At 71.7% G+C, this 22,581-nt stretch carries 16 protein-coding genes; 10 read left to right on the top strand and 6 right to left on the bottom strand.

Features of this window, described 5'->3' with window-relative positions:
- Nucleotides 1-785: 785 nt before the first annotated feature.
- Complete coding sequence (locus ACFQ87_RS34675) at nt 786-1,178, bottom strand: helicase associated domain-containing protein (RefSeq protein WP_380614883.1); 393 nt, start codon at nt 1,176-1,178, stop codon at nt 786-788.
- A 232-nt stretch (nt 1,179-1,410) separates the two neighbouring features.
- On the opposite strand from ACFQ87_RS34675, the gene ACFQ87_RS34670 reads away from it, so the two are divergent.
- Nucleotides 1,411-3,567, top strand: a complete 2,157-nt coding sequence (locus ACFQ87_RS34670; protein ID WP_380614882.1) for a protein kinase — start codon at nt 1,411-1,413, stop codon at nt 3,565-3,567.
- Nucleotides 3,568-3,728: 161 nt separating this feature from the next.
- Here the strand turns inward: ACFQ87_RS34670 and ACFQ87_RS34665 are convergent, their stop codons facing one another.
- On the bottom strand, nt 3,729-4,373 hold the full coding sequence (locus ACFQ87_RS34665; RefSeq protein ID WP_380614881.1) for a helicase associated domain-containing protein: 645 nt from the start codon (nt 4,371-4,373) through the stop codon (nt 3,729-3,731).
- 231 nt (nt 4,374-4,604) lie between these two features.
- Here ACFQ87_RS34665 and ACFQ87_RS34660 point away from each other — a divergent pair, with 231 nt between their 5' ends.
- From ACFQ87_RS34660 to ACFQ87_RS34650, 3 genes are all read left to right on the top strand, one after another.
- On the top strand, nt 4,605-4,919 hold the full coding sequence (locus ACFQ87_RS34660; protein WP_380614880.1) for a trypco2 family protein: 315 nt from the start codon (nt 4,605-4,607) through the stop codon (nt 4,917-4,919).
- A 59-nt stretch (nt 4,920-4,978) separates the two neighbouring features.
- Nucleotides 4,979-7,978: a trypsin-like peptidase domain-containing protein gene (locus ACFQ87_RS34655; protein WP_380614879.1), complete on the top strand. Its 3,000-nt coding sequence runs from the start codon at nt 4,979-4,981 to the stop codon at nt 7,976-7,978.
- Between the two features lie 315 nt (nt 7,979-8,293).
- On the top strand, nt 8,294-8,635 hold the full coding sequence (locus ACFQ87_RS34650; RefSeq protein ID WP_380614878.1) for a hypothetical protein: 342 nt from the start codon (nt 8,294-8,296) through the stop codon (nt 8,633-8,635).
- Between the two features lie 116 nt (nt 8,636-8,751).
- Here the strand turns inward: ACFQ87_RS34650 and ACFQ87_RS34645 are convergent, their stop codons facing one another.
- Nucleotides 8,752-9,420, bottom strand: a complete 669-nt coding sequence (locus ACFQ87_RS34645) for a hypothetical protein (protein WP_380614877.1) — start codon at nt 9,418-9,420, stop codon at nt 8,752-8,754.
- Between the two features lie 101 nt (nt 9,421-9,521).
- Here ACFQ87_RS34645 and ACFQ87_RS34640 point away from each other — a divergent pair, with 101 nt between their 5' ends.
- Both ACFQ87_RS34640 and ACFQ87_RS34635 read left to right on the top strand, forming a co-directional pair.
- A complete protein-coding gene (locus ACFQ87_RS34640) occupies nt 9,522-9,998 on the top strand; it encodes a hypothetical protein (protein WP_380614876.1) in 477 nt (158 codons plus the stop codon).
- Between the two features lie 54 nt (nt 9,999-10,052).
- Nucleotides 10,053-10,682, top strand: coding sequence for a hypothetical protein (locus ACFQ87_RS34635; protein WP_380614875.1), 630 nt, complete (start codon nt 10,053-10,055; stop codon nt 10,680-10,682).
- Between the two features lie 116 nt (nt 10,683-10,798).
- On the opposite strand, the gene ACFQ87_RS34630 is transcribed toward ACFQ87_RS34635, so the two are convergent.
- Entirely contained in the window at nt 10,799-11,194 is a 396-nt protein-coding gene (locus ACFQ87_RS34630) for a hypothetical protein (protein WP_380614874.1), read from the bottom strand.
- A gap of 1,015 nt (nt 11,195-12,209) precedes the next feature.
- Between ACFQ87_RS34630 and ACFQ87_RS34625 the strand changes: the two genes are divergently transcribed.
- Entirely contained in the window at nt 12,210-12,359 is a 150-nt protein-coding gene (locus ACFQ87_RS34625) for a hypothetical protein (RefSeq protein WP_380614873.1), read from the top strand.
- An 862-nt stretch (nt 12,360-13,221) separates the two neighbouring features.
- Complete coding sequence (locus ACFQ87_RS34620) at nt 13,222-13,590, top strand: hypothetical protein (protein WP_380614872.1); 369 nt, start codon at nt 13,222-13,224, stop codon at nt 13,588-13,590.
- Nucleotides 13,591-14,055: 465 nt separating this feature from the next.
- On the opposite strand, the gene ACFQ87_RS34615 is transcribed toward ACFQ87_RS34620, so the two are convergent.
- The gene (locus tag ACFQ87_RS34615) at nt 14,056-14,616 is read right to left on the bottom strand and encodes a hypothetical protein (protein ID WP_380614871.1); all 561 of its coding nucleotides are present in this window, start codon (nt 14,614-14,616) and stop codon (nt 14,056-14,058) included.
- Between the two features lie 1,312 nt (nt 14,617-15,928).
- Here ACFQ87_RS34615 and ACFQ87_RS34610 point away from each other — a divergent pair.
- A complete protein-coding gene (locus ACFQ87_RS34610) occupies nt 15,929-17,506 on the top strand; it encodes a Mu transposase C-terminal domain-containing protein (RefSeq protein ID WP_380614870.1) in 1,578 nt (525 codons plus the stop codon).
- A 12-nt stretch (nt 17,507-17,518) separates the two neighbouring features.
- Entirely contained in the window at nt 17,519-18,304 is a 786-nt protein-coding gene (locus ACFQ87_RS34605; protein ID WP_380614869.1) for an AAA family ATPase, read from the top strand.
- Between the two features lie 1,111 nt (nt 18,305-19,415).
- Here the strand turns inward: ACFQ87_RS34605 and ACFQ87_RS34600 are convergent.
- Nucleotides 19,416-21,965, bottom strand: coding sequence for a Helicase associated domain protein (locus tag ACFQ87_RS34600; protein WP_380614868.1), 2,550 nt, complete (start codon nt 21,963-21,965; stop codon nt 19,416-19,418).
- Nucleotides 21,966-22,581 lie beyond the last annotated feature (616 nt).

Here is a 22,581-nt window from a genome sequence, read left to right as displayed (position 1 = left end):
TCCCCCCTCCCCCACCCCCCCCCCCCCCCTCCCCCCCCCCCCTCCCCCCCCCCCTCCCCCCCCCCCCCCCCCCCCCCCCCCCCCCCCCCTCCCCCCCCCTCCCCCCCCCCCCCGCTGCTCCGTCGTCAGCGCAGCTGTCCACAGCCAACCCCGGCCAGGGTGGCGCCATGAAGACGACCACGAAGAAGACCACAGCGCCCTGCCAGGCCCACCCCGCGGACAGCTGGGGCAACTGCCCGGTGGCAGAGCTGCGCACCGTCCAGACACGGCTCCTGGCACTGCTGGAGCAGCACGCCGACGGCCCGCTGAGCATGGACTACCGGTTCAGCCCGGACAAGACCACCCAGCGGGCGATCCGCCTGCTCGCGGCCCTCCTGAACGTGCCTCCCAGAGCCGTACGCCGCCACGCCCGCGGCTCCCGCCGGCCCGCCGACCGCAAGCTGCGCCAGGCGGTGAACCACCAGACGGAGGAGGAGTTCTGTCCCGCGCGCCTGGCCGAGCGGGCAGCAAAGCAGGCCCGTGCGGAAGCACTGCATGGGACAGCGTGCGCGCCCACGCCGAGCAGGCCCTCGCCGCTCTGCAGGAGGCGATCCAGGCCGCCCGGCCCGACCAGGCAGAGGACGGGAACACAGCGACCACCGTCTGAAGGAAGACGGCCTCCGGCGCGCTCGGCGCCAGCAACGGCTGGAGGCCGCCACCACGGGGTGACGGCCTCCAACGCCTTCTCGGGGCCGCAGCAGCGTAGCGCCGCCCACGGACACCGCCCCCGGCAGGGGGGCGGCCCGCTACGCCCACTCCACCCCGTGCTCGGCGAGCTGCGCGAGCTGCCCCGCGGTGAGCTTGGCCCGGCGGGCCTTCGTGTTGTTCAAGAACGCACCCAGCCCCACGGAGACGACCTCAACGTTCTCCTCCCCACCGGGCCCCGGCACCACGATCTCCAGCGACTCCTTGTGCGGGAGGGGCACCCGGGCGTGCCCCTCCCGCTCGACGAACGCTGCCAGCGCCGCCAAGCCCTGGGCGAAGCGGTCCGCCCGCGACACCTTCGGCTTGGCTTCGGCCGCGGCCTTGGTGGCCACCAGCTCGGCGTCGGCCTCGATGCCGATCGCCGCGAGCAGGTCCTGCGGGTCCGCCTCCAGGCCCGGCCACCCGGCCCGCTGCGCCCGCACCCACCGGCCCAACTGCTCGCCTCGAACGCCGTCTCCAGCGGCAGGCCGGCCCGGTCGACCCGGCTGTCCGACTCCAGCCCCCACTGCCGCGCCACGGAGTACGTGCGCTGCCAGACGATCGGCCAGCGCGGCGCCCACCACGGGTCGATCTCCTCCAGCGCGGCCCTCCGCTGCGGGTCGAGCGCGGTACGGCAAGAACTGTGCCTTGTCGAGATCAGCCAAAGGGGCGCGAGGGGCGGCGTGTATGCAGGAACATGTGTGCGTGGGTGGGATTGCGGAGTTGGAACCGGCCGATCCGACGGAGATCGGGCCGTACCAGATCGTGGGCCGGTTGGGCGCTGGCGGGATGGGCCGTGTCTACCTCGGGCGTTCGAGGGGCGGCCGGCTGGTAGCGGTGAAGGTGGTCCGGCCGGAACTCGCCGAAGAGCTCGGCTTTCGGAGGCGGTTCGCCCGTGAGGTGGATGCTGCACGGCGAGTGAACGGTCTGTTCACCGCGGGCGTGGTCGACGCCGATCCGGACGGTGAGGTGGCTTGGCTGGCGACGGTGTACGTGCCGGGTGTGGCGCTGTCGGAGGCGGTCGCCGAGCACGGGCCCTTGCCCGAGACCGCGGTGGCGGCGCTGGGAGCCGGGCTGGCGGAAGCGCTGGCCGCGATCCACGCCGCCGGCGTGATCCACCGGGATCTGAAGCCGTCCAACGTCCTGCTGTCCGCGGACGGGCCGCGGGTGATTGACTTCGGCATCTCGCTCGCGACCGAAGCAAGTGCCTTGACGGGGACAGGTGTCTTGATCGGCACACCGGGGTTCATGTCTCCGGAGCAGCTGACCGGCGCGCCGATCGGACCACCGAGCGATGTGTTCTCCCTGGGTGCTGTGCTGGCCTTCGCCGCGAGTGGGCAGGGGCCGTTCGGCGGGGGACCGGCACACGGCTTGATGTTCCGCGGCGTGCATGCGGAGCCGGATCTGACCGGTGTTCCCGAGCGCCTGCGCGAGTTGATCGCTCGGTGCCTGTCCAAGGATCCGACTCAACGCCCCTCCGTGACCGGCGTGCTGGAGCAGTTGGCCGTTTCGAGCACCGGGCTGCCCGATCCGGGAAGCGTGTTGGACGCGCGGTGGATGCCCGCCACCGTGGCACGGACGGTAGAGCTTCGATCATTGGCAGTCCCGGCCAGCCCGGTGAATCCGCCCGAGGCGACTGCCACCCGCCCGATCGACCCCGCATCCCACTCCGGAAGGGCCGTGTCCGCGTCTGAAGCAGATGAGGCTACGCCCGCGACGCTATTCGAAGGCGAAGCCGCGCGGCGACCGTCTCCGGGCTCCTCGGCGCCGACCGAGGCCGCCGCGAGCGGCGACCGCGAACACGCCCCCGGGGAAAGGGCTGAGTCTGCCCGGAAGCCGATCCCCCGGCGGGCCGTCCTCGCCCTTGGAACCCTTGGAGCGGCGGTCCTCGTGGGCGGCGCCGCTACCGCAGCCCTCCTGTCACAAGGCTCCGGCGACGGCCCTGAGGCGAAGACTCTCACCGCCACTGCCGTCCTCTCCGGCAACGGTCAGGTCCGGTCGGTGGCGTTCAGCCCCGACGGCAAGACCCTGGCCACCGGCAGCATCTCTTCCCTGCAGCTGTGGGACGTGGCCACCGGGAAGAACATCGCCACCGGAGACCCGGTCGACGCCTTTTTCGTTTCGGTGGCGTTCAGCCCGGACGGTAAGACCGTGGCCCTCGGCGGCGGCCTCCTACAGCTGTGGGATGTGGCCACCGGAAAGAACATCGCCACCCTCGGTCCCGCCGACCACAGCGTTTGGACGGTGGCGTTCAGCCCGGACGGCAAAACCCTGGCCACTACCATGGGCGACCACACGGTTTGGCTGTGGGACGCGGCCACCAGGAAGAACACCGCCATCCTCACCGGACACACCAACCGCGTCTACGGCGTGGCGTTCAGCCCCGACGGCAAAACCCTGGCCACCGGTAGCTGGGACAAGACGGCGCGACTGTGGGACGTGGTCACCGGGAAGTCCATCGCCACCCTCACCGGACACACCGGCCTCGTCTACGCGGTGGAGTTCAGCCCGGACGGCAAAACCCTGGCTGCCGCCAGCGGCGACGCGGCGCGGCTGTGGGACGTGGCCACCGAGAAGAACACCGCCATCCTCACCGGACACACCTACACCTTCTACGCGGTGGCGTTCAGCCCGGACGGCAAGACCCTGGCCACCGGCATGAACGACTACACGGCGCGGCTGTGGGACGTGGTCACCGGGAAGTCCATCGCCACCCTCACCGGACACACCGCCAGCAGCATCTTCGCGGTGGCGTTCAGCCCGGACGGCAAAACCCTGGCCACCGGTAGCGACGACGAAACGGCACGGCTGTGGGACCTGACCTCGCTGCACCTCCCGAGTTGACGGTAGCCGTCAAGCTGGGCGGTAGAGAAGCCGGCGGTCCAGCCCTGCCCGAACGCCAACGACGGAAGGCCGACACCCCGTAGGGGTGTCGGCCTCCGATGCCTTCTCGGGGCCGCAGCAGCGTAGCGCCGACCACGAACACCGCCTCCGCCGGGCCGGGCTTACCAGGCCACCCCCAGGGCCTCCAGCTGCCCGCGCTGCTCCTCGCTCAGCTTGTCCCGCCGAGCCTTCTGGTTGTTCAGCCAGGCCCCCAGAGACAGCCCCTCCTCGGTCTTGTACGCCCGCGGCACCTTCGCATGGCCCTCGCGCTCGACGAAGGCCGCCAGCGCCGCCAGGCCGGCGCCGAACCGGTCGGCGCGCGACACCTTGGGCTTGGCCGCGGCCGCAGCCCGTGCGGCGGCGAGCTCCTGGTCCTCCTCGATACCGATCGCCGCGAGCAGGTCCCGCTGCTCCTGGTCGAGCTCCACCCACCCGGCCCGCTGCGCCTTCACCCACCGTCCGAGCTGCTCGCCCTCGAACACCACGTCGGTGGGCAGCTGCGCCCAGTCGACCCGACCGTCGGCCTCCAACCACCACTGCCGCGCGGTCGCGTACACGCGCTGCCAGGCGATCGGCCAGGCCGGGCACCACCACGGGTCGATCTCCTCCAGCGCCCTGCGCCGCTCCGGCACGAGCGCCCCCGGCTGGCCGGCCGGCACCTGGGCCGCAGCCCGCAGCTCCGAGAGCCATGTCCCGATCGCGTACCTGCCGACCGAGGCCCGGGCCGGGGCCGCCAGCGAGCCGCCCGCGCCGCCCACGCGAAGCATCCGCCCTGCTACGGAAGGGAGCCCGGCCCTCATGGGGTCAGGTCGGCAAGTGTCCTCCCCGTACCCGCCGGGGTCAGCCGCCGCGCAGCGCAGAGTCGCCGGGCGCGGCAGCCGCGCCCCACCCATCGTGCTCCGGCGTGCTCCGAATTCCTCAACTCATCCTATACACAAGGCGATCCACACCGCCCTAAGCTGACCCTGCATCGCCAGCCACAGCTTGAGGGGGAGCGTGTGTCGCAGGAACCATGGGCGGAACTCGGGGAGACGATCAGCGCCATCCGCAGTGAGCTGCGGCAGGCGATGGCTGCGGGGGAGGACGAGGAGCTGAAGTTCCGTACCGGCCCGGTGGAGTTGGAGTTCTCCGTGGAGGTGAAGAAGGAGGGCTCGGCCCGTACGAAGATCCTCGTGCTGCCCTGGAGTGCGGAGGTGCGGGGCGGGGGCAGCACCGAGCGGGTGCACCGCATCAAGCTGACGTTGCAGCCGGTCCTGGACGGCACCGGCGAGGAGGTCACGATCGCGGACCGCTGGTCCCCGCAGACTGACTGAGCGGGCGCGGCGGCGTGGTACAGCGCCCGGCGGCAGACCGTACGCAGGACTTCCGCCGCATGGAGAGTTCCCGGGTCGTGGAGATCCGCAACGCCGCTCGGGAGGAGTCCGGCAGCGGGTTCCTGATCGCCGACGACCTGGTCCTCACCGCCTACCACGTCGCCCAGCCGGCCGCCGCCGGGTGTTCGGACCTGCGCGTCCGCAGGCTCCGCGACGGCGAGGACTCGGTGATGTTCGAGGCCGCGCTGCTGTGGCCGCGAGGGCCCGTAGACATCAAGGCGAACCCGTCCTCCGACGTCGCCCTGCTTCGGATCACCGACCCGGCCTGGGCGGCGCCCGGCTTCGCCCCGGCACCGCTCGGCCGGTTCCCCGACGCCAGGTCCCGCTGCAGCTTCCTCGGCTTCCCCCGCAAGAACGCCACCCGCCGGTACCGCGACAGCGGGATGGTGCGGGACGCCCCCGTGGAGCCTCTGGACGGTGTGCGCGGCGGGCGGTTCTGGATCGAGGTCCCGGACGACGGGACCGCCCGGCCGGACGTGTCGCCGTGGGCGGGCGCCTCGGGAGCCGCCGTGTGGTCCGGTGGCCTGCTGGTGGGGGTGCTGACGGCGGACAAGCCGGTGCTGCTGCGCCAACAGCCGGGGCCGACGCGGAACTTGGTCGCCGTCAGGCTGGAACCGCTGCTGAAGCAGCGGCACTTCGCCGACGCCCTCGTCGCCCACGGCATCACCCCGCAGGCCTCGGAGGCTGACCAGAAACTGGACCCGGTCGACTTCTACGACGACCTCGCCGCCACCCGCCCGGACACCCCCGACACCGCAGCCGCCTCGGCGCTCGCCCGCCTGCGGGGCACGGCTCTCCTCGCCGCGGTCGGCTTCGCCGCGGCGCTGGCCCTGGCGGTACGGCAACTCGCCTCTGGCGCCAGCGGTACGAGCCCGGCCAGCGTCGCCGCTGTGGCCGGGCTCGCCCTGTCGCTGGTCCTCCTGCTCACGTCGACCGCCGCCCCGTCGAAACGGACCGACCGCGACCTCACTCGCGCCGCCGCGAAGCTGCGCTCCGCCTTCGCGGGCGACGTCATGGCGCGCCGTCAGCGCCTGCTCGGCGGTGCCGGACGGCAGAGCGACGCCATCGACGTGTCCTTCCGGCTCGCGGCGACCTCCCAGCTCACCCCCGTGGGCGCCGCGTCGGGTGGGAGCTTCAACACGGTGGCCGACTACTTCCGGTCCCTCGCCCCGCCCCGGTTGGTGATCACCGGCCCGCCCGGCTCCGGCAAGACCCTGCTGGCCCTGGAACTGGCCCACCGCCTGCTCGCCGACGAGCCGGGACAACGGCTGGCCTTCGTGGTCGGCATCGCGCGCTGGGACCCGTCCGTGCCCTTCGTCGACTGGATGTGCGAGGCCGTCGCCGAGGACTACGACGGGATCGACCCCGCCCTGGTCCGCGGCCTGCTGCGGCAGGGCCGGCTCGTCCCGGTGCTCGACGGCCTCGACGAGATGGACATCGCGGCCGCCGGGCGCGAGCGGGCCCGCAAGGCCCTCGGCGCCCTGGCGGACCACCCGGGCCCGCTCGTGCTCGCCTGCCGCGAGGACGCCTGCACCGAGCTCGAGGCCGACGGCACCTGGCTGCCCGCCGCCGCGACGGTGGCCCTCGAGACGGTGGGCGCGGCGGCGGCCTGGGAGTACCTGGCGGCCCGGGAGGCGGATCTCGGCCTGCTCGAGAATACCGGCGTACGGGCCGGCCTGGGCGATCCCGGCTCGGTCTTCGCGACCGTGCTGAACACGCCGTGGATGCTGAGCCTGACCGCCGCCGTCTCCCGGAGCCGCTCGGGCGCCGCGGCGCTACGGGCCTTCGCCGGCCGCGCCCCGACCGAGTCGGCGGGCCGAGCGGGGACGCAGCGGCTGCGGGCGCTCCTGCTCGACCAGCTGATCCCCGCCAAGGTCGAAACGCACACCCGCCGGGCTTATACGGAGAAGTCCGTGAACCGCTGGCTCTCCGCCATCGCCCACTTCCTCCTCACCGAAGGCGTCCCGACCCAGCCCGGCCAGGAGCGCTCCCGCCGGGACATCCTGCCGCACCGCCTCTGGCCGATCTGTGGCGACCGGGCTCCGCGGATCACGGCCGCCACGCTGACGCTGGCCTGCTGGATCCCGCTGTACGCCTGCCTGGTCCTGGGCCTGCGGGCGAACGGCTACCTGCCGCAGCCGGGCGTCGAGATGCTGGCCCTGCTCACCCTGCTGCCCGCGATGTCGGCCCGCAGCGTCAGCGGGCGGTGGGTGCAGCCCCGGGACATGGAGCTGCGGCGGCTGCGCTCCGCCCTGGGAGTGGAACGCCTCGGGTACGGGCTGCTGTTCGGCGGTACCGCGGGGCTGGTGACCTCGCTCTACGTCGGTCCGGCCTTCGGCCTCGCGTTCGGCGGCGGCTTCGCGTTCGTCTTCGGACTGGGCCTGGCCATCTCCGTCCGACGGGACGTCGACCGGCCCACCCTGCGCTGGACGGGCCTCGCCTCGGCCTTCGCCACCGCCGCGCTGGCCGCGACCATCGCCCACCGCTTCGGCGTGATCGGCGGCCTGGCCTGCGGCTGGGGCGGAGGCGCGGTCACGCTCATCCTCGCGGTCACCCGGGCGATCGCCGCCCGACAGCGCGACGGGGCCGACCCCGGCGGCTTGCCGGACCCGGACCTCAGCGGCGTGCCGACCCCGGCCACCGCCGTACGCCGCGACTTCCGCGCAGGCCTGATCGCGGGCAGCATGGTCGCCGGCCTCGCCCTCTACACGACCCTCACCCAGCCCTGGTTCGCCGTACCACTGCCCCTCGCCCTCGCCACCGCCGCCAGCTCCGGACTCGCCGCAGGCCCCGGATTCGTGGCCGAGGTCAGCCGCGTGTACGCCGGCATGCTGCTGATCGCGCGCGGACGGCTGCTGCCCTGGCACCTGATGGCCTTCCTCGACTGGGCCCAGTGCGAGGACCTGCTGCGCACAACGGCCCGCGCCTACCAGTTCCGCCACGACGAGCTGCTCGAACGGCTCGGCACCCGCGCGCCGGACGACTTCGGCGCGCGCTGACCGCCACCGTTGTCGAGCGCGACTGCGAGGCCGGTGAGGGCCAGGATCGAGCTGGTCAGAGACCTGAACCGGGAGCGGCGCGGCGTGATGTTCAGCGCCGACGCCGTGGCTTCCATGGCGCCGCTGGCGTAGTTCGGCGGTCAGTATGGCGAGTGCAGGTACCCCGACACCGCTGGCTCGCTGCGGGAGAGTGGTCGATGGTCGGTGGTTTTGGACGACATAGCTCCGTCTTTCGGACGTTTGAAGTGAATCCGGTGTGCAGCCCGGGCTGGCAGGGCAATGAGTGCCCGAGCCAAACAGGAGAAGGGATCACACGTGAAGGCACGCACGCTGCTTACTTTCGGGGCCGCCGCAGCTGGCCTCGTCAGCCTCTTCGTTACCGCACCGTCCGCGACTGCCGCACCCGCCGCCAAGACCGGAACCGATGTTGTTGTCATGACCTCCCAGGCGGCCGCCGCCAAATGCAGTACGTGGTTCGACAACAACGGGCCCGGCGGCGCCGGTCGGGCCCACGCGAAGTGCCCCGGCGTCTACGTACAAATCACGATCACCTGTGCAGACGGGCAGCGGAACACCAGTGCCTGGCGCTATGGCTACGCCAAGGCCGAGTGCTCGTACGGCGTCGACTGGGAGAGCGCCGTCTACGCCACGAAATGATCCTGAGCCGTCCGGCACAGGAGCCAATGCGGGCTGTGATGAGGCCGGTTGCTGCCTCTCGCGGGCAGCAACCACGCCCCGGCCACCACAGCCGAGCGGCAGTTCAGCCGAAGGGCTCAGGCGGCCCGCCGATCAAACCTCAGCGGCGCATGGTCAAAGTTCGGTGACGCCGCCGCTCGGCCACCTGTGTCACCTACAGCGCCTGTGTCATCGACCCGCTGTTTCGCCTGGTAGCAGGGCCTGCTGTGTCCGGGCTGTGGCATCTGTGTTCGGGCGGTCCGGCCGGCCGTCACGGCGGCGTCCATCGTGGCGGCCAGGGCGGGCAGCTCACGTTCCAGGTCGCCGAGCACCGTGCGGGGCATCATCGCCGCGGCCAGCGCGCAGGCCGCGACCAGCGCGATTCGCTCGCCCACCGCCAGCTCGGGGAGCGCCTGGGCGTACGGGCTGCCGGTGACGACGTCGGCGCTGAGGTCGTACGCCAGCTCCTCGGCCAGCTGCCCGTCGCCGTTCGGGACGACCTCCCGGCCGGCGGTCTGCTTGATGGCGTCGGCGGCCCTCTCCAGCACCGCGCGGTGCCGTTCCTCTGCCTGCCGGGCCGCGAGCTCGCGCACCCACCCGGCCGCCCCGCGGCCCGCCTCGCCCGCCTCGGCGAGCAACTCGTTCACCGCGTGCTGCCGCTCCCGCCGCTCCTGGTCCTCGTCCTCGGCGAGCAGCTCGTCGGCCACTGGCTGCTCTTGGTCCTCGACGCCGGGCGTGCGCACCGGCAGGACGGTCACGTTCGTCATGCCCGGTGAACTCGCCGGCGCCGCCAAGGTCACGCGCTGTTTTCATCGGGGCTCTTCACAATTCGCTTTACGGGGCACCGACGGCCCCGCATCCTGAGGCCATGCTCGCGGACAACGACTACCTGACCCGGATCGGCCGGCTGTCCTACCTGGTCAGCTACCTGGAGTGGCAGGTCCTCGGCGACCTCCCCCATCTGCCCGTCCCCTCGCTGCCGGAGTTGGAACTGACGCGCCTGGTCGACGGGACAACCGACCGTCTGGCGCAGACGTTCTCCAGCCCGAGGCTGCTCGACCAGATCACCGACATCCCGACCCGGGAGTGGCTCAGGCGCGCAGGCGAACTGCTGGAGAGCGCCGCCCGGGACCGCGACTCCGTTCTCCACGCCCACCCCGCCACCGTCGACGGCAGGACGGTGCTGCACCGGTGGCACCCCACGAAGGGCGAGGTGTTCACCGTCGACGACGCGTGGCTCGACGCCGCCGAGCAGCGGGTGCGGGACGCCATCAGCGAGCTGGCCCGGACCAGGGTCGCGCGCATCCAGCCCTCCCCCCGCGCAGTGACAGACTGTCAGCCATGAGTGATCACCCCGGCCGCGGGGCCGCCCACCCGAGACCCTGATCAGCTCTGGCGGGTGTGCATCGATGCGGTGTACGTCCCCCGCGAGACGCTCACCTACGACGACACCAACGAGCCCTGGATCCTCCACAGTGAGGAGGTGTGGCACTGTCACCTCTGCAAAAACCAGCGGGCGCTGGCGCACGGTCGCTGGGACGACGCGCTGGAGCTGCTCTGCGGGGCCTGCGGGGGCAGGTACCCGTGGGAGGGCGAGGCCGGTATCGCGAACATGCGGGAGGTGATCTCGGCGGCCGCCGGGAGCCAGTCGCCGCCCATCTCCGGCCGGGCTGGAGATGCCGTCGCCCGCGCCCTGGCGGCGCTCGCCGATGGGACCTGGACCCCCACCCGGGGCGCTGACCACGTCACCGCGACGTACGTCGTCCGCGACGCGGAGGCCGCCGACGGCGAGCTCACCGCAGAGGTCCTGTCCCGGGCCGTCGGCTACGCCGGCCCCTGGCGGCCCCGCCATACCCGCACCTGGGTCGACGCGGTCGCGTACACCCACTCGGCGCTGCTGAAGCCCGCCGCCGACGAATTGGCCGAAGCCGGGCAGGCCCTGCTCACCCTCGCCCGCGCTGTCGCCTCCCTCGACCAAGACCAACTCCCGGCAACGCCGCCCCCCACAGACCGGCTGCCCTTCGCCTGACCCACCGGTACGGCGGGCGCCTGAACCGCCCACCACCCGCGCGCCCTGCCGGTTGGTGCCTGTTTCTGAGCCTCGGTCGTTGATCCGGGCATGAACGAGGACGAACAGGGCCGAGATCAGAGGCCGTGAACGAGCCGGGCCGGGCTGGTGAGGAGGAACAGCCGACCCGTGGCGGCGGTGGGGCGGAAGTCGAAGACGCTGGTGAACGGGCCAGTGATCAGCAACAGGGTGCCGTGGTCGTGGACGCGGTTGCGCCACTCGCGGGTGGCGGCGATCTCGCCGTCGAACCAGGTCAGGCCGCCGGGGCGTCGGATGGTCAGCCGGTAGTCCTCCAGGGTGGTGGACCAGGCGGCCTGTGGGCCGGTCGTGAGCGCGAGGTCGTCGCGTCCGGCCCAGCCGTCTTCGGCGAGCGGGAGGCGGCCGGGGCCGGCGGGGACGACGAGGGCGGGGCGGCGGTCGGGCATCAACTCGGGCCAGGGGTGGCCTAACCTGGTGCTGTTGATCATCTCCATGCGTGGCCCCTTCCCCGTGTCCGGCCCGCTCACCCGGGGCCTGATGGATCACATCATCGGGCAAGTGAACGGGGCGGCGGGGCCGAATCCGCTGACGAAGCGTCTCGGCGACCAAACACTGTGCGGCGGTAGGGCTGTCGCGTCTGTCGCGCCCCAGTCGCAGGCGGGGAGGTTGCCCTACGAGTAGCCCTACGAGTTTCCGTACGAGGCGCCCTACGAGTTGCCCTACAAGGTGCCCTACGAGTTGCCCCCACGTCACGGCCCTATGGGGAGAACCAGCACGTCACAGGCCTGGTCAAGGGACGCCGGCGGTGCCGACTACTTCTCTGGGAGACCCCGAGGGGGAAACAGAAGGAAGAGCACCGAGGGTGTCCCGGGCCGCCGGGCCCGGTCGGCGGGTGACGGCCACCATCAGGGTGTGGCTGCCACCCGCCGACCGGGTCTCCGAGGCCTGGGGTCGGTCAGTCGGCGGCGGCGCACGGCACCAGACCGGTCCACACAGGTACCACCGTAGGTACCCCGCCACCTCCGCCCGTTGCCGAGCGTTTTCGCAGATCAGAGGCGCTTTCCGGAGCGCCGGAAAATCAGATAACCCCCTCTGTCTGGCCCTCTGCCCTGGTTGCTGGGTTGGGTGGGTGCGGTTTTGGGTGACGGTCCGGACGGCGGTGATTTCCACCCTGCGGGGCTGTTGTTCCTGGTGGCGTCCGGCGAAGGCCGACCGCTCGGATCCGGGCGCCAGCCGTGCTTCCGCCCCGTGCCGTTTCTGTGCTGCTATACCGGGATGACTGACACTCAATTCCCTCGACTGAAGCACGGCTCAGACGCCTGGTGTGCAGCCCGAGACAGCATGGTCGAGATCATCAAAGGCTGGGCGACCGCAAGCCGGACTGACTACTACGGAACGCTGAGCAAGTCGCTGAGAGAAGCAGGCTTCTCGGTCCCGCCTCGGGGCACGTTGATGAGCAACCTCTTGGAGGCTGCGTGCCGGGTTGAGGCAGACAGAGGCGTTCCGGTCATGCTGACCGCCATCGTGGTGAACAAGCAGAGCAAGCGGCCCTCCGACCAGTTCGAGGCGCTCGCCAAGACGGCTCCATTCCGGCGCGGGGACGAGCCGGGCTGGACCTGGGAGACGGAGAGGGAGCGAGTGTTCGCCCACTACAGCTGACCCACGACGAACCGGCCGGCGGGGAGGGATTCGGGATCGAGCTTCTGCGATTCCTCCTGGAGGCGACGTGAGCCGTCCGGCGGCCACCGGCGTGCCCTCGGCCCCGGTACTGCCCGCGTCCTCGGCCCCAGAAGCGAGGCCAGGGCCGCAGCAACCGCCCTGGGCACGCCCCGCCACCGTCCCGGACCCTCCGGCCCGCCCGGATGCCCCACACCCCGCCCAGCGCCCCGCCGAGCAGGCCGCCGATCCCATCGCTCACCGTTGCTCGCGCACCGCCCCGGCACCGACGACCCAGTGCCCCCAGGGCCGCCCACAACCGCCCTGAAGCCACCCCGCCGCCGTCCCGGCCCACCAGCCCACCCGGACGCCCCACAACCCGTCCTGCGGCCCGCCGAACAGGCCGCCAACGCCATCGCCGCGCTGCGCCACGACTGCATCCCAGCCGCCGTCCTGGAGAACACGCTCCACCCACGCCCAGGCCCTCATGGAGCAGCCCCACGCCGACCCGCTGCTCCTGGAGGCCGCGCCCAGCGGCCCGGCCACACCCGAACCGCACCCGGATACCAGCCGAACGGCGTCTGCGCGGCCCGCGCGGACGCCGTTTGAATTCCCACAGAAAAACCTGCTAGGAAATTCACAGCCAGTGAAGCCGAAAGGGAGACCCGTGAAGTGAATCACCGATCCCCGTGAAGCAGTCCGCCGCAAGGCCACAGGAATGACTCTCGAACAGGTCGCCGAAGCAACAGAAGAAGCCGCCATGGTGGAACGCCGCTGCTCCCGGGTCTGTGATACCCGAGAAGACGTGGCCGCGATCGAAAATGCAATCGCACGGCACAGAGAATGGCGCCGCATCGGCCATGCCATGGCCGAGGAAAACCTCACCACCTACGACCCCGACCGCGACCCCACCGCCCAACGCTGGTACCGCGAGGAACACGCCCGCCTCGCCGCGGTCCACACCCAGACCACCGAACCCACCACCCACCACCCCATCGACCCCAGGCTCCAGGCCATCCTGACCGCCCTCGGCCGCGCCGGCCTCTACAACCTCACCGAAGCCGACCACCAGGCCGCCGCCGTCCTCGCCCAGCTCGACCACACCACCGTCACCCGACTCGCCACCTGGCTGGAACGAACCCGCGAAACGACCCTCCACCTCGCCGCAAGCACCCCGCTCGCCGCCCCGCCCTACCGCCGTCCACGGCCCGCCGCACGCCGCGACGGCGCGTAGGACCCGCCCGCCGCGCTGCGCCGGGCCTGCCCGCCGCCGTCCGGCCGGGGTCTCGCTGCCGTCCGGACCGCCGACCGGCCCCGCCGGGCTGCACAGGCGGCAGTGCCCGGCGGGGCCGGTCGCCCACGGCAGCCGCGCCGCCGTCCGGGCCGCCCACGGCCTGCTCGTCCGCCGGCCTGGGCCTGCCAGCTGCGCCGCGCCGGGTTGCCGTCCGGGGCGGGGCAGCAGCCGTCCAGGGGCTGCTCGCTCGCCGCGCCGCCGTCCGAGACCGTCCCGGCGGGCACCCGGACGCGGTCCTGGATGGGGGCCCGCCGGTGCGCCTGGATGGGGTCCTGGATGCAGTCCCCTGCCGAGCTCCGGGCGGTGCGGGCGCGTCCGCCCGGCGCGGGAGCCGGGGGTCGGCCGGTGCGGCCCGGGGCCCGTGCCCCGGGCCGCGGGAGCGGCGGCGCTCAGGCCGGGGCGCGGTCAGGTGCTGCCTCCTCCGCCGCCGTTGACGGTGGCCGCGATGGCGCCGATGGTGCCGTCGCCGGCGAGGGAGACGTTCAGGGTGAGGAACTTGATCGGGGTCGGCGGGACGATCGGTTGCGGCGGGAATTCGAGGAAGGTGGGTTCGAAGGTCAGCCGGATCGGGGTCGGCGGGGCCTCGGTGCGTTCCGTGTCGGTGCCGAGGAAGCGGTAGGTGCGGCCGCTGGTGAGGCCGCGGCCGGTGGTGTTGATCAGGCGGCTGACGACCTGGACGTCGATGTCGTTGCCGCCGGCCAGCGTGCGCACCCGCACGTCGAGGGTGCCGGTCACGGCGATGTTCTCGGTGGTGCCGGCGATGGTGCCGGACAGCGGGAGCCGGACGTGCTTGAAGTGCACCAGGGGAAGGACCGCGCGGACGGCGCTCGGGACGGCGCTCGGGACGGCGCTCGGGACGGTGCTCGGGACGGCGGCGGGGGTGGCGGTCGCGGGGACGGCAGTCAAGCCGAGCACGACCGGCAGCAGGCCGGCCGTGGCGGCGGCGCGTTGGAGGACGCGGCGCATGGATCACTCCTCATCAGGTAGGCGAGCGGGCGTGCCCGCGCGACCGAGGACCGCGACGGCCGCCCACCGCCCACCTCACCCGAGGCGCCCGCGCGCGGCGCGCCCAGGCGGGCACTCGGCCCAACGCCCCCGTCCGCCGTCCTGGTCGGCCTCGGCCTGCTCGTCCGCCGGCCCGGGCCCGCTTGCTGCGCCGCGCCGCCGTCCGGGTCGGCCTGGGCCCGCTCACTGCGCCGGACCGCCGTCCAGAACCTGCTCGCTCGCTGCGCCGGGTCGCCGCCGGGGCGGGGCAGCAGCCGTTCAGGGGCTGCTCGCTCGCCGCGCCGCCGTCCGAGACCGTCCCGACGGGTACCTGGACGCGGTCCTGGATGGGGTCCTGAATGGGGGCCCGCCGCCGCGCCTGGATGGGGTCCTGGATGCGGTCCCCTGCCCGAACCCCCGTGGGCGGACAAGTCCGCAGGCCAGAGCGCCTATCAAGTCTCCTGGAAACCCTGACAACCTCTTCTGGCGCCCCTTCTCCTGTTGTGGGGTGGTTGTGGGGTGGGCGGGTGCGTGCGGCGAGGTGTGGCGCCTGCGGCGGGCCGGTCCTGTGACCGTCCGGCGCCGCCGTCCGGGTCGGATCGCGGGCCCGGCTGCGCCCCGCCGGCCGGGTCGGATCGCGGGCCCGGCTGCGCCCCGCCGGCCTCACTGCGCCGGGCCGCCGTCCGGGGCCGCCTGGTGGGGCCTGCTCGTTCGCTGCGCCGCCGTCCAGGGGCGGGTAGGGAATTCTTCGAGGTTTTCTGACAGGGATTTTTTGGTGCGCGTCGGGGGAGTGGCAGTGATGTGGCGTCAGTGTTCTGGCAGTGGTTGGAATCCTGTTCCTGCTGGTCAGCTGCTCAATGTTGACTGTCGTGGTGTGTCGTTCCGTCACTGCCAGTTCTGTCGTTTCTCCTGGTCATGGTGGTGTCGCTCGGTATGAGCGATGGAGGCCCGGGGTTGGGGGCCGGGGCTGTCCGGTGGTCGGTCCGCGTGTGTGGTGGCCGGATGGTGTGCTGCTACCGCATGGCGCCGGGTGCTGTCAGGCGATTGTCGTTTCCGGTGACGCCGACTGCGTGAGCGTGTCTCTGATAGAGCGTGGAGGGGCGGTTGGACTGCGGCCTCTATGGCCGGGACAACCGTCTGCGGCGCTGGTGCCGAGAGTGTGGTCGCCGCCGCGCCGTTCCGGGTAGAAGGGGAGGCAGCCGTGGGTTCCGGTCACTACCGCGCCACTGCCCGGTCCGGGCATCGTGTCGGCTTGGAACCTGTTGGCCGACGTGATCAGCACCGCCGGATCGCCGTGACGAGACTGCTGGCGCTCGATGCGAGGGGTGAGCTGGTCTCGGCGCATGTCCGCCTGGTCGCGTCCGCGGTGGGGGTGGGAGAGCGCACGGTGTGGCGGTGGTTGGCCGCGGCCCGGAACCCGGCCCCTCAAACGCCCGTTGCCGCGGGACGTTTCATCCTGGACGCCGAGGTGTGCCACCTTCTGGCCCTGTGGGGCGGGAACATGGCGGCGGTGCACAGGGAGTTGGCCGCGCGGGCCGCCGCTGATCCGTCGCTGCCGGCTCCTCCGTCGCTGCGCACGCTCCAGCGGGCGGCCGCGCGGGACCTGTCGGCCGGGTACAGGGCCGGACTGCGTGGCGGGGAGAAGGCACGCCGCGCCCATGACGTCTTCGGACGCCGTCCGCCCACCTGGCGTAACGCCTGCTGGGAGGGGGACCACAAGCGGGTCCCCGTGCAGGTCGACGTGGAGGGGGAGTTGGCGTGTCCGTGGATCACCTGGTTCATCGACTGCGCCACCCGGGCGATCACCGGCGTCGCGGTCACGCCTCACGCCCCGTCCCGGGACGCGGTGCTGGCCGCGCTGCGCTGCGCGATCACCCGCACCGATCCGTACGGTCCGATCGGCGGACTGCCGTCCCTGGTACGCGTCGACCGCGGCAAGGAGTTCCTGTGCGCCACAGTCACCCAGGCGCTGGGCGCCTTCGCCGTTCCCGTGCAGGACCTGCCCGCCTACACCCCGCACCTGAAGGGCACCATCGAAGCCCTCAACGACGCGGTCGAGGAGATGTTCCTCGTCTCCCTGCCCCGCTACACCCACCGACCCGAACTCCTCGGCGGCCGTACGGCCGACCCGAACGCCGCGCCGTTGACCTTCGCCGCCTTCGTCGAGCTCCTGCTGGCCTGGGTGTCGTGGTGGAACAGCGAGCACCTGCCTTCGGGACTCGGTGGCTCCACCACCCCTCTCCAGGCGTGGGTGGCGGACCCGACCCCGATCGAGGATGTCCCTGCCGAGCAGTTGGCCACCTTCGCACTGGAGGACGACGGCCGCCTGCGCACGATCACCACCAGCGGCGTCAGCTGGCGCCGCCGCCCCTACATCGCGCCGTGGATGGTCGGCCACACCGGCACCAAGGTCCGCCTGCGCTACCTGCCCCACCACGACGAGCAGATCGAGGTCTTCGACTCCTCAGGCCTACGACACCTCGGCTCCGCCTACCTGGCCGACCAGGCCACTCCCGAACAACGCAAAGCCCTGGACACCACCCGCAAGGCGCGGGCCCGCGCGCTGAAAGCGGACCTGAAAGCCGGGGAGAGGCTACGCCGCCCCCGCTACGCCGCGGTCACCACCGCTACCCCACCCGAGCGACTGGGGGCGCTGACAGCCGCCGAGGCCGAAGCCGAACTGGCTCCCACCCGTGTCCCCGACCTGACGGCGCGTGCCCTCCCAGACCTGATCCCGCCCACCGAGGCGCCCGCCTCGTGGGCACGCCCCATCACCCGCCCCGCCGCCCCGCCGACCGCGACAGGCACCCACACCCCATCGCACGCCCACACCCGGGACAGCCAGGTCCACGACGCCGACCAGGACGAATAGGAGAGCTGACCAGTGAGCACCGCCCAACGCAAAGGCCGTCTGCCCGCCGAACGCGACGACCACTACATGCGCCTGGACGGCGCCCACATCGTCGGTACCAAAGCCCTCCTGCGGGTCAAGGAGAACATCCGATCCGCCATCGACACCAAGGCCATGATCTGCGTCTACGGCGAAGCCGGTCGCGGTAAGTCCCTGGCCGTCAACACCTCCCTACGCCTGCTTGCCCCCACCATCACCCACCGCATCCAGTTCCGCGCCCGCCCCAGCACCCGCGACCTGCGTCACGAACTCTTCTACGCACTACGCCTGCCCGGCACACCGCCCGAGCGCCCCATCGAGTTCGACCGGGTCCTGCGCAGCGCGCTCGCCCGCACCTTCCGGGTCCTGGTCTGCGACGAGGCCCAGTGGCTGTCGAAACAGTGTTTCGAATACCTGCGCTATCTGTGGGATGACACCGACACCGACCTGGCGATCGTGTTCACCGGCGGAAACGGCTGCTATCGGGTCCTGCAGAACGAGCCCATGCTCGAGTCCCGGATCTACGCCTGGCAGGAGATCGAGCCCATGCCGACGGACGAGGTCCTCACCGTCATCCCGGCGTTCCACCCGATCTGGGAAGCCGCCGACCCCGACCTCATCACCCTGGCCGACACCGAAGCCGCCCACGGCAACTTCCGGGCCTGGGCCCGGATCACGCACCACATGCTCGCCAGCATGAAAGAGCTCCGCCGCGAAGCCGTCGACGAGGAACTCCTGCGCTGGACCTACAGCAAGCTCAAAGGCCGCAGCCCCGCATGACCCGCCCCACCCCGCCGCTCACGCTCGTCATCGACCGCCACGACGACATCACCTACACCCGCACCGCCCTGACTGCCCACCACCCTGCCGCAGGACGCATCACCGTCCACCCCACCCCCGGCACCGACAGCACGACCACACTCGCGCACGACATCCTCGTCGCCCTCGGCAAACCCCCCAACCTGCCCGGGACACAGCCAGGCGCCCAGGGCCCGTGGGACATCGCCGCAGCCTGGATCCTCACCACCCCCGTCACCCGCCTCACCGTCCTGCGCGCCCACCTGCTCACCCACGAGCGCTGGCAGCACCTCCTCGCCCTGCGCGAGCGCACCTCACTCCACCTCGTCGCCGTCTGCCACCGCACCCCACCCCCGACCCTCACCACAGCGCTCGCGGCAACCGAGCACACCACCGTCGAAGACCTCGCCACCGTCCAGCACCTCCACCCCACCGCCCCACCCGACCCCGCACCGGCCATGCCCAACCGCTGGATCACCCTGCCCACCCTCACCTACCTCACCTTCACCAGCGACAACTTCGTCGACTGCCAATGCACCCCGCCCGCCGCCGACCCCCGCCGCACCCGCCTGCGCCAACCCCCACCAGCAGCGACGGCCGCAATCGCCCACCGGCTCGCCACCCGCACCGCCCACCCCCACCTCGCGGCCGCCCTGGCCACCGCCATCGTCACCGCGGCCCCCATCGACCAACTCACCGCCATTCACCACACCGACCTCGCCCCAGACACCACCACCCTTGCCCTCCACGACCGCCGCGGAGCACGACCCCTCGCATACGGCTGCGCCATCTACCCCATCCCGCCCTGGGCCCGTCCATTCCTCCAGGCCGCCGCCCACCTCCAACGACTCGCCCCGCCAGGACAGGGGCCGCCTCCTGGCCGACCTGTCCCACCGCAGTGTCAGCCTCACCGGCTTCGCCGAACACTGCCGACTACGTCCACCCAGACCCCCAGCCACTCCCACACCCCGCTCCCACCGCGGACCCGTCCGGATCGACTGGGACGCGGGAACCGCAGACTTCTTCTCCCGGCTCTGCCGCATCCCACGATCCTGAACATCTCCGACACCACCGCCCCAAGCCCCGATATGGCCTACCAGGCCACCCTGAGGGCTTCCAACTGCTCGATCTGCTCTGCGGTGAGCTTGTCGCGGCGGGCCCGGGTGTTGTTGAGCCAGGTGCCGAGAGACACCGCGCCCTCCTTGTGCGAGCGCGGCACACGGACGTGCCCCTCCCGCTCGGCGAAGGCAGTGAGCGCCGCGACGCCCTGCTGGAACCGGTCTGCCCGCGACACCTTCGGCTTCGCCGCGGCCGCAGCCCGCGCTGCCGCCAACTCCTGGTCCTCCTCGATGCCGATCGCCGCGAGGAGGTCACGCTGGTCCTCCTCCAGGCCCAACCAGCCAGCCCGCTGCGCCCGCACCCACCGCCCGAGCTGCTCACCCTCGAACACGGTGTCCACCGGCAGCACGGCCCAGTCGACCCGGCCGTCGGCCTCCAACCACCACTGCCGCGCGACGGCGTACACGCGCTGCCAGGTGATCGGCCAGGTAGGGCACCACCATGGGTCGATCTCCTCCAGCGCCCGCCGTCGCTGCGGCGCCAACGCCCCCGCCTCCTCAGCCGGCACCTGGGCCGCGGCCCGCAGCTCCGAGAGCCACGTCCCGATCGCGTACCCGCCGACGGAGGCCCGTGCCGGCGCCGCCAAAGAACCACCGTGCCCCTTTGCCCACACCCGGGCCCAGTCCAGCCCGGCCTCGAACCGGGCGTCGGAGACCGACCAGATCATCCCGAGCGCATCCAGCATGTCGACCCGGTGTCGCGCCAATTCACCGTTCGCGCGCTCGCTGCGTCGGTCGGAGAGCCATTTCCCGAGCGGAAACTTGCTCTCCTCGCCGACCATCGCCGAATAGGGAACGTCGAGACCGCCGGTTTCCTCGTGCCACCGCCTCGCGTGGTTGACGCCTTCCCGCCAGTACTGATTCTCCCCGGTCAGCACCCGGGAGGCGATGAACAGGGCGAGCACGTTCTCGTCCACCGGCGCCTGGAACCGCACCGGCAGCGTGAACGCCCCCGACCCACCCTCACCAGACCAGCTCTCACCGGGCCCAGACACCGCCTCAGCACGGCGCCCCTTGGTGCGCTTGCCCGACTTCTGCGGCACCGCAAGGGTCTCCACCACCTTGGCGTCATGGCTGCGCAACGCGGTAAGGATCTTGACCAAAGGGCCGTACGAATCGGACTCCAGGATGTCCCCGGGCTCCTCTCCGGGCTTGAGGAAGACCGGGACGATCAACGAAGCAGTCTTTCCCTCTCCGGGCTTCATCCGAAGGGCCCGGCCGACGGCCTGGACGATATCAACCATGCTTCCCCGCCCTTGCAGAAGAACAGAGTCTGCATCCGGGATGTCCACACCCTCACCCAGAACCTTGCACTGGGCGACAACCCGGTGCCTCAGACCATCATTCCCCTCGCTGCTCCCAAAATCAGCGATAACCTCTTTCCGAAAATCGACTTCGTGCTCACCTGAAAGCCACTGCGACCAGAATTCATCGGGATATTTCTGCGGGTTATCGAAGTGAAGCTTCTCCACCGTCTGGTTCAGCGTCTCACTGAAGTATCGGGCCTCGATCGTGCGGTTGTGGAACGTGATACACCGCTCCAGGCCCCGCTCGACCATCGTCTTCACCAGCCCGGCCTGGATCGCCGCGATCCGCTCGGCCGGCACCTCGTCCTCACTGCCATCCCTCGCCTCACCGACACCCGGCCCCCACGGCACCCCCTGCCGCTGCGCCCCGGACCGATCGCCGAACGGGTCGCGCAACTCCAGGACCACGATCTCGAACGGCGCCAGCAGCTTGCGGTCGATGGCCTCCGCCAGACCCAGGGTGAACACGTGCGGGCCATAGATCCGCTGGTCGTCCATGGACACCGCCAGCTCCTCCGGCAGCGGCTGCAGGGCGTCCTCACGCCGCCGCATCGCCTTGCCGGGCGGCGCCCAGATTCGCGGGGTTGCGGTCATGTACAGCCGCCGCTCCGCCGGGATCTCGCCCTGGTCGTGCACCACGGTCCACGTCTTCTCCACGCTCCCGGACGACCGGTGCGCCTCGTCACAGACCATCAGACCCAGCGGCGGCAACACCTCCCCCTCCCCACCCTCCCGCTGCGCCCAGTAGGCGTAGGCGTCCGCGACCGCGCCCACCGAGGCGTAGGTGGCGAACAGCGTGGTGGGCCGGCGGTGCTCGGCCGCGTGGGCCAGCCACATGCCGATCATCAGCGGGCTGGTGGTCGCCGTCACCCCGTAAGGCAGCTCGGAGTCCACCAGCGAGCAGACGGCGTGCATGTCCCCGGCACGGCCGGCGGCCCGCCACGAGCCGACCATCTGCACCAGCAGGTCCAGCGTCGGCACGACCACCAGGACCACGCCCCTCGGTACCAGCTTCTGCCCGGCCGCGGCCCCCACGTACGACTTCCCCGAGCCAGTGGCCATCTGCACCGTCACCCGCAGACCGCCCGGGAAGGCTGACTGCCCCGGACGGGATGTCAGACCCCGCACGACGGCCTCCAGAGCCTCCTCCTGGTGCCCCCGCAGCGAGACGCCGGCGGCAGACTGAGCGGCCATCAGGCCCGGCTTTACGACGTTCACGAAGACGTGTCTCCCCTCACCCGTTCCCGAGTCCACACCCGGGACCACGCGGGAAATGCTGACAGTGCCCTACTGATACATTCGACGGGCCAGGCGAAGAAACCTAGCCGACCGGAAAACGAGCCCAATTGAAGAAACTATCCGGCAGAATATCAGTCCCTGTCACAAATTTCGGCCAATATACCCGAAACGCATGGATCCGGACCCAGATTTCGGCGGGATCGTCAGACGCTGTAGGACTGATACAGTAGCGGCCGTTGCTCACCCTGCCAGGGTAGCTCACCCCGCCCCGCCGAGGCAGTGAAACCCTGACCTGTACAACGGTCTAGACCAATCTGGCGGAGTGGAGCCGATCTGTACCCGCCCCCCATCGGGCCGTCCCCTCCACCCAGTCAGCCAACACCAGATCAGCCAAAGACGCAGTTCAACAACTTGAGTAGAGCTCAGCCACCAGCACCATGGAGCGAAGCGGAGTGGTGCCGGCCCGGAAGCGAAGCGCCGGGCCCACCCGGGCGAAGCCCGGGTGCGGACACGCGGAGCGGGTCCCGCCCAACGCGAAGCGTTGGGCGACCGGGCGCGAAGCGCCCGGCGAACCGAAGGGCCGAAGGCCCGGAGG

Origin of the sequence: Kitasatospora sp. NPDC056531 (assembly GCF_042794375.1) — a bacterium.
GTDB lineage: Bacteria > Actinomycetota > Actinomycetes > Streptomycetales > Streptomycetaceae > Kitasatospora.
This window is presented reverse-complemented; position numbering and strand designations above follow the sequence as displayed.

Coding starts and splice junctions, on each gene's coding strand:
- ACFQ87_RS34630 (WP_380614874.1), bottom strand. CDS start 11,194: ATGGAGATGATCAACAGCACCAGGTTAGGCCACCCCTGGCCCGAGTTG.
- ACFQ87_RS34625 (WP_380614873.1), top strand. CDS start 12,210: ATGCTGACCGCCATCGTGGTGAACAAGCAGAGCAAGCGGCCCTCCGAC.
- ACFQ87_RS34645 (WP_380614877.1), bottom strand. CDS start 9,420: ATGACGAACGTGACCGTCCTGCCGGTGCGCACGCCCGGCGTCGAGGAC.
- ACFQ87_RS34620 (WP_380614872.1), top strand. CDS start 13,222: ATGGCCGAGGAAAACCTCACCACCTACGACCCCGACCGCGACCCCACC.
- ACFQ87_RS34670 (WP_380614882.1), top strand. CDS start 1,411: ATGCAGGAACATGTGTGCGTGGGTGGGATTGCGGAGTTGGAACCGGCC.
- ACFQ87_RS34615 (WP_380614871.1), bottom strand. CDS start 14,616: ATGCGCCGCGTCCTCCAACGCGCCGCCGCCACGGCCGGCCTGCTGCCG.
- ACFQ87_RS34655 (WP_380614879.1), top strand. CDS start 4,979: ATGGAGAGTTCCCGGGTCGTGGAGATCCGCAACGCCGCTCGGGAGGAG.
- ACFQ87_RS34665 (WP_380614881.1), bottom strand. CDS start 4,373: ATGCTTCGCGTGGGCGGCGCGGGCGGCTCGCTGGCGGCCCCGGCCCGG.
- ACFQ87_RS34640 (WP_380614876.1), top strand. CDS start 9,522: ATGCTCGCGGACAACGACTACCTGACCCGGATCGGCCGGCTGTCCTAC.